This is a genomic window from Pseudonocardia yuanmonensis, assembly GCF_039542425.1.
GTDB lineage: Bacteria > Actinomycetota > Actinomycetes > Mycobacteriales > Pseudonocardiaceae > Pseudonocardia > Pseudonocardia yuanmonensis.
Window position 1 is genome coordinate 1 of sequence record NZ_BAABIC010000049.1, and the last position, 6,772, is coordinate 6,772.

Sequence of the window (6,772 nt, forward strand, 5' to 3'; positions counted from 1 at the left end):
CCCGGACGAAGACCTCGGGCCGTCGCGGCATGCCCACCACCTCCGGCGGACAGCCTCCAGCGCCAGACCGGAACTGATCAAGCCGACACGGTTACGACCCCAACGTTCCTGGACGAGGCACTAGCTCCACGCGGGTGGACGGGTTCACCGATCAGGGCCTGAAGCGTCGTTCGATCCCGGCCCACACTCCGTCGTAGTCGGACTGGCGGTGGACCGCGGCGTGGGCGAAGTCGGGGACGGTGAGGGGCCAGCGGGTCTCGAACATGAAGGCGAGGGTGTCGGTGATCTTCTGGGGCGCGAGTTCGGCGGTGCTGGCCTTGCGGTAGGTCTCGGCGTCGGGGCCGTGGGCGCTCCACATGTTGTGCAGGCTGGCGCCGCCGGGCAGGAACCCTTCGGCCTTGGCGTCGTAGACGCCGCGGACCAGGCCCATGAACTCGCTCATGACGTTGCGGTGGTACCAGGGCGGGCGGAAGGTGTCCTCGCCGACGAGCCACCGCGGGGCGAACACGACGAAGTCCGCGTTCGCCTGCCCGGGGGTGTCGGTGGGCGAGGTGAGCACCGTGTAGATCGACGGATCCGGGTGGTCGTAGGAGACCGTGCCCAGGACGTTGAACCGGGCGGTGTCGTACTTGTAGGCGGAGTGGGTGCCGTGCCAGGCCACGACGTCGAGCGGGGAGTGGTCGTAGTCGGCGGCCCACAGCGCGCCGGCGTACTTCTGCACGACCTGGACGGTCTCCTCGCGGTCCTCGTAGGCGGCGACGGGGTAGAGGAAGTCGCGCGGGTTGGCCAGGCCGTTGGCGCCGACGGGGCCGAGCTCGGGCAGGACGAGGGGCTGGCCGTAGTTCTCGCAGACGTAGCCGCGGGTGGGGCCGTCGGGCAACTCGACGCGGAACCGGACGCCGCGGCCGATCACGGCGATCTCCCCGGGTGTGACGTGCAGGCGGCCGTACTCGGTGTGCAGCAGCAAGGCTCCCTGCTGGGGCACGATCAGGAGTTCGCCGTCGGCGTCGACGAAGTAGCGGTCGGTCATGGACCGGTTCGCGGCGTAGAGGTGGATGCCGATGCCGGCGCGCTGGCGGACGTCGCCGTTGACGCCGACGGTGTAGAGCCCGTCGACGAAATCGGTGGGCTGGGCGGGCAGGGGCAGCGCGTCCCAGCGCAGCCGATTGGGGTCGGTGATCCCCGTGGTGTCCGGGGCGGAGCGCAGCAGGCCGGTGTCGATGCGGCGGAACGGCGGATGGGCGGCCGAGGGCCGGATCCGGTACACCCAGCTGCGGCGGTTGACCGCGCGGGGCTCGGTGAACGCGGTGGCGCTGTGCTGCTCGGCGTAGAGCCCGAGCGGGGCGCGCTGGGGCGAGTTGCGGCCCACCGGGAGCGCCCCGGGGACGGCTTCGGTGGCGTGCTCGTTGCCGAACCCGGACGCGTAGGTCAGCTCCGCTCCGGTCACCTGCGTGGCGGCGGGTGAGGGCAGGGTGCTGGTCATCGACATTCTCCTCCGTCGGCCGAATGTGCGAGCCGTTCGAGGGTGGCAGAGGTGGGAGCCGGCGACGACGACGAGCTCGGTGCCGGCGGCAAGGCGCAGGTCGGTGACCGCGCCGAGTACGGCAGCGTCGCCCACGCCGCAGCCGGCACTCCGTGGAGGTACGCCGCGACGCGGCGCTGCCCGTCGCGGAAGCGCCCGACGACGGTGACGGGGAGGTCGGCCATGGATCCTCACGTCCCGGGCCGGACGATCGGGAACAGCACGGTCTCCCGGATGCTGCGGCCGGTCAACATCATGACCATCCGGTCCACCCCCATGCCCAGCCCGCCCGAAGGCGGCATCGCGTACTCCAGGGCGACGAGGAAGTCCTCGTCGAGCTCCATCGCCTCGACGTCCCCGCCTGCGGCCAGCAGCGACTGCTCCGTGAGGCGCCTGCGCTGCTCGACCGGGTCGACCAGCTCGGAGTAGGCGGTGCCGATCTCGGCGCCGAAGCAGACGAGGTCCCATCGCTCGGCCAGGCGCGGATCGACGCGGTGCTGGCGGGTCAGCGGCGAGACGTCGGTCGGGAAGTCGCGGTAGAACGTCGGCTCCAGCGTGCGGTCCTCGACCAGGTGCTCGTAGAGCTCCAGCACCACCGCGCCGCGGCCCCACGTCGGGTCGTGCGCGATGCGGGCGCGGTCGCAGTGCCGCCGCAGCTGCTGGACGGGCGTGTCGGCGGTCACCTCCTCGCCGAGCGCGTGCGAGATCGCCGCGTTCACGGTGATCGACCGCCACTCGCCGGCCAGGTCGTACTCGCGGCCCTCGTGGACGACGACCGTGCCGCCGAGCGCGGCGCGCGCCGCGTCTTGGATCATCTCCCGCATCAGCACCTGCATCGTGTCGTAGTCGCCGTAGGCCTCGTAGGCCTCGAGCATCGTGAACTCCGGGTTGTGCGTGGCGTCCGCGCCCTCGTTGCGGAAGTTGCGGTTGAGCTCGAACACCTTCCTCGCGCCGCCGACCAAAAGCCGCTTGAGGTAGAGCTCCGGGGCGATGCGCAGGTAGAGCCGCATGTCGTAGGCGTTGATGTGGGTGACGAACGGGCGGGCGTTCGCCCCGCCGTGCACCGGCTGCAGCATCGGGGTCTCGACCTCGAGGTAGCCCCGGCCGGCCAGGTACTCCCGCACGGCGCGGACCGCGTCCGAGCGTTGCCGCAGCATCCGTCGGGCCGACGGGTTGACCACCAGGTCGAGGTAGCGCTGCCGGACGCGGGCCTCCGGGTCGGACAGGCCGCGGCGTTTGTCCGGCAGCGGCCGCAGGCACTTCGCCGTCACCGCCCACTCGCCGGCGAGCACGGACAGCTCGCCCCTCCGGGACGTCACGACCTCCCCGGTGACCCCGAGGTGATCGCCGAGGTCCACCCGTCTCGTCCAGTCCCGCAGCCCCGGCCGCCCGATCCGGTCCGCCGACACCATCACCTGCAGCTCCGCGTCGCCCTCCTGCAACACCGCGAAGCACAACCCGCCGAGGTCGCGGAGGCGGACGACACGGCCGGTCACCGAGACCCGCTCCCCGGTCGCCGCGTCGGGCGCCAGGTGCCCGAACCGCGCGCGGACCTCGGCGAGGCCCGCCGTGCGGGGGTGGCCCACCGGGTAGGGCTCGAGGCCGTCGGCCAGCATCCGCTCGTACTTCGCGCGCCGCACACGGACCTGCTCAGGCTGCCGGGCGAGCGCGGCGGCCGACGGCGCCGCGGCCGCGTCGTCCCCGGTCGTAGTCGGGGCCTGCACCGGTGGCGGAGCGGCCGGGGCCGGCGTGGTCGTCGTCGGCGGCGGCTCGACACCGCGTCGCCGGAGCGTCGTCGGGCCGGGCGGTGTGAGGAAGCCTTCGGCGATCGCCGAGGCGACGCCGATCCGCGGCAGGTCGCGCGCCGTGCGGTAGCACAGGTATCGCGGCATCCAGCGGGGCTGGTACTTGGCGTTGGCGCGGTAGAGCGACTCGAGCTGCCACCAGCGTGACCCCATCATCAGCAGGCCGCGCCAGAGCCGCAGGACCGGTCCGGCGCCGATCCGCTCGCCGTGCTCGAACGCGGCCCGGAACATGGCGAAGTTCAGGGAGACGCGGTCCACGCCCAGCGTGCGCGCCTGCTGGGCGAGCGCGGCCACCATGAACTCGGTGAGCCCGTTCTCCGCGGTGCTGTCGCGGCGCATCAGGTCCAGGGAGAGGCCGTGCCGGCCCCACGGCACGAACGACAGCAACGCGCGCAGTCCTCCCGCGGCATCGAAACACTCGACCAGCACGCACCCCCCGTCCGCCGGGTCACCGAGGCGGGAGAGCGCCATCGAGAAGCCGCGCTCGGTCTCGGTGTCGCGCCAGGCGTCGGCGCGCTCGACGACCTCGCGCATCTCCTCCGGCGAGAGCTCGGCGTGCCGCCGGATGCGGACGAAGTAGCCGGACCGCTCCACCCGGCCCACAGCCTGCCGGACCACCCGCATCGACCGGCCCTCCAGCGAGAACTCCCGCACGTCCAGCACCGCCTCGTCGCCGAGCTCGACGGCGTTCAGACCGGCGGCGACGTACGCGCGGGCGCCCCGCTCACTCGTGCCCACGACCGCGGGGAGCCAGCCGTAGCGGCGGGCCTCGTCGAGCCACGTGTCGATCGCGCCCGGCCACGCCTCGGCGTCGCCGATCGGGTCCGCGCTGGCGAGGCTGACCCCCGAGACGACCCGGAACGTGACCGCGGTCTTGCCGGACGGGGAGAACACCGCCGCCTTGTCGCGCCGCGTGGCGAAGTAGCCGAGCGAGTCCTCGTCGCCGTAGCGGTCGAGCAGCACGCGCAGGCGCTGCTCGTCGTCGGGGCCGAGCCGGCGTTGGTCCCGCCGCGGCCGGAACAGCACGTACGCGGCGGCGAGCTCGGCGAGCGCCCCGAAGAGCCCGCACACGAAGGTGACCGCGGGCGGCCCGGCCCCGTCGACGCCGACGACCCCGGGATCCCCGAGCCCGGCGAGCACGTAGGTGAAGGCCCACCCGAGGCGGTCGCCGGTGGTGGCGAGCGTGCCGGGGAACAGCTCCAGGAGGAGCCAGCCGATGAGGCCCCCGGCCAGGACGAGACCGACGTAGACCCCGAGCGCGCGCCAGCCGCTGCCGCGCTGCGTCCGCGCCGTGAACCGGTCGCGCGCCACCAGGAGAAGGGCGAGGGCCGCCACACCGAACCCCACCCGGAGCCAGCCGCCGAAGCCGGGCGCGGCGGTGACGGTCACCGGTTCCTCGCCGTCGGTCTCGACGAGGACCGTGATCCAGTAGAGGAGTCGCCCGAAGACGACAGAGATCGCCAGGAACCACCATGCCGCACGCATCCGCCTGCGCACCGCGGCGGCGAGGATGCCCAGGAACGCCGCCGCGGCCAGGCTCGGCGGCGCCGAGAACGACACGATCTCGATCGCGGACCGCAACCAGGCCAGTGGCTCGCGCAGCGCGGGCACGACCGCCGTGACGGCGCAGAACGTCGCCACAGCGGCGAGATAGCCCGCGAAGAGATCCGGTAACCGGTCCGCGAAGGCGCGGCGCCAAGCGGGCTCCTCCCGCCCGGCGCGCTCGACCACACCCGGTGCCGACCGTCCTGCAGCCGCATCGAGATCGACGACCTGGCTCTTCGCGTCGTCCGCCCTTCGATCGACCATGGCATCCTCCCGGACCTGCGGTCCCCGGCAGGGTGACACCTCCGGCGCCACTGCACGAGGGGTCAGCAGGGCGATGTGGCTGCCTCGTGGCTGCGTCCGACCGAGGCGGCCAGCTTTCGCCTTCCGCTGAGCGTGCCGGCCCGTGACGACGACGCTGCAGAGGGCGCGGTCGACGCAGCCAGCCGGTCGTCCAGGAGCCGGGTCGGGTAGATACTGCTCGGTGCGGCCATTGCGCGAGATGGCGGTCACGCCGGCTGGGAGTAGGAGCGCCGCCCGCGCCGTGACCAACGGATCTGACGGGGTGGCGAGGCATGGGTGAGCTGCGCGGGTCCGCGACCATGAAGCAGGTCGGCCTGACCTTGCTGGTCGTGCTGCCGCTGTTCGTCCCGGACGGCGTCATCGAGTTCACTCCGCTCGGGCCGGCCGCCGCCTTCGTGATCGCCGGAACGCTGCCGGCGGTGATCGCCTGGATGTTCAGCCCGCGGTACGCAGTGGCGACGATTCCGCTGGCCGCCCTGCTGAACTTCCTGGCGGTTCTGGTCTTCGGCCATCCGATCGCCACCGCGCTGCTGATGTTCACCATCGCCGTCCTGGTCGGCCTGAGCGCGGTGAAAGGCCTCCATCCGGTGGCGATCTTCCTTGCGCTCCAGCCTGCCATCACCGTGATCTACGGATACCCCTCGATGTCGTTCGGGCAGATCACGCCGGGAGTCGTCGGGCACGCACTGATCTGCGCCGGCGTGGCGATCGGTGGCGGCCTGTGGGCGCTGCTGGTCGGCGCGATCCTGCTGCGTGAGGAGCGGTCGGGTGCACCGGATCCGGTGCCGGCGCCGGTCGTCGCCTTCTACACCGGCGCGCTGGTCATCCTCCTGACGCCCACGGCCCTCATCGCGGCGACCTGGTTCGCGGGGACCACCGCCGGATGGGTTCTCGTGTCGATACTCGTCGCTGCGCGACCGAGCTACGACGAGTCGAGACTGATGATCGTCGAACGCGGGGCCGGGACGGTGGTCGGGGGACTGCTCGCCGGAGTCCTGGCGTTGGCGACCGACAACGTCGACGTGCTGGTCGTCATCGGTACGGTCGCGATGGTGGTGGCCGCCGTCGTGTACCTGGTGCACGCCCGTTACGCCTACTTCGCCACGTTCCTCACCGCCGCGATCGTGCTGCTCAACGCCGAACAGACCGACGTCCTCACGACCGATGTCGACCGCGTCGTCTACACGATCGCGGGCCTCGCCCTCGTCGCGGCGGTGGTGGCGCTGGCCGAGATGGCACTCGGCCGGTACACCCCGGCCTCCGGCGCGGCTTCGACAGTGCCCGGCGACGGTGACCGCTGAGCCCAGTGGTCTCCACGACGGACAGGCACGGGAGCGCCGTCAGCTCCGCCGTCTAGTGCCTCGTCAGGCAACGTTCGGTAGGTAATCGGGTTTGCGGATTCTGGACTCGGGGGCGAAGCGTCGCTTGGGGCGGGCGTGGCGGTTGGCCCAGCGGATGTAGCCGGCGATGGCGGCTTCCTGCGCGGTGTGGGAGGGGTAGTCGCTGCCGTCGAGGGTGAAGTAGCGCAGCGCGGTGAATTCCGACTCGATCCAGTTCAGCCAGGAGGCGTGGGTCGGGGTGAACACCAACTCGACAT

At 72.2% G+C, this 6,772-nt stretch carries 3 protein-coding genes and 1 pseudogene; 1 reads left to right on the forward strand and 3 read right to left on the reverse strand.

The features are described 5' to 3' along the window. Nucleotides 1-151 precede the first annotated feature (151 nt). Nucleotides 152-1,483 (reverse strand): homogentisate 1,2-dioxygenase, encoded by a 1,332-nt coding sequence (hmgA, locus tag ABD990_RS33950; RefSeq protein ID WP_345384916.1) that lies wholly within the window; start codon nucleotides 1,481-1,483, stop codon nucleotides 152-154. Nucleotides 1,484-1,713: 230 nt separating this feature from the next. Beyond that, complete coding sequence (gene lysX, locus ABD990_RS33955) at nucleotides 1,714-5,136, reverse strand: bifunctional lysylphosphatidylglycerol synthetase/lysine--tRNA ligase LysX (protein ID WP_345384917.1); 3,423 nt, start codon at nucleotides 5,134-5,136, stop codon at nucleotides 1,714-1,716. A 311-nt stretch (nucleotides 5,137-5,447) separates the two neighbouring features. Between lysX and ABD990_RS33960 the strand changes: the two genes are divergently transcribed. Continuing rightward, nucleotides 5,448-6,476 (forward strand): FUSC family protein, encoded by a 1,029-nt coding sequence (locus ABD990_RS33960; protein WP_345384918.1) that lies wholly within the window; start codon nucleotides 5,448-5,450, stop codon nucleotides 6,474-6,476. A 63-nt stretch (nucleotides 6,477-6,539) separates the two neighbouring features. On the opposite strand, the pseudogene ABD990_RS33965 reads toward ABD990_RS33960, so the two are convergent. Then, a pseudogene (locus tag ABD990_RS33965) lies at nucleotides 6,540-6,772 on the reverse strand (IS630 family transposase); the annotation flags it as partial.

What these genes read in the sequence shown, in the direction of transcription:
- lysX (WP_345384917.1), bottom strand. Translation starts at nt 5,136, where the DNA reads ATGGTCGATCGAAGGGCGGACGACGCGAAGAGCCAGGTCGTCGATCTC.
- hmgA (WP_345384916.1), bottom strand. Translation starts at nt 1,483, where the DNA reads ATGACCAGCACCCTGCCCTCACCCGCCGCCACGCAGGTGACCGGAGCG.
- ABD990_RS33960 (WP_345384918.1), top strand. Translation starts at nt 5,448, where the DNA reads ATGGGTGAGCTGCGCGGGTCCGCGACCATGAAGCAGGTCGGCCTGACC.